General features: G+C 43.1%; 1 pseudogene. It reads right to left on the bottom strand.

What is annotated here, in order from left to right:
- Positions 1 to 180: pseudogene (locus tag AB4585_RS27465) on the bottom strand (hypothetical protein); the annotation flags it as partial.
- Between the last annotated feature and the right edge of the window lie 126 nt (positions 181 to 306).

Here is a 306-nt window from a genome sequence, read left to right as displayed (position 1 = left end):
CTGAAATCATGATGGCGAAGACCACACCGAAGAAGGCAACAATACCGTTGTATGGGCCACTGAATCCCCGAACACAAAGTCTGTGGCGGCAAGCATGACGAACTTTGAACCTACCAAGATAATGTAAGTGGTGATTCCACGATACACCTTAGGTGCGGTGCCTGGCTTAGACTTAAAGTAATTAATCCATTACTATTTGTTTAATAGAGAGATCCATTTTCACTAGGCACAAAAAAGCCGGCTAACAAGTAGCCGGCTATTCATACAATCAGCAATTAACCAATGTGAGTTTGACCACCCATGTAT

The organism is Vibrio sp. 10N.222.49.C9, from assembly GCF_041474985.1.
In the GTDB taxonomy this organism is placed as follows: domain Bacteria; phylum Pseudomonadota; class Gammaproteobacteria; order Enterobacterales; family Vibrionaceae; genus Vibrio; species Vibrio crassostreae_C.
Note: the sequence above shows the minus strand (reverse complement) of the source record. Positions and strands in the feature narration are given on the sequence as shown.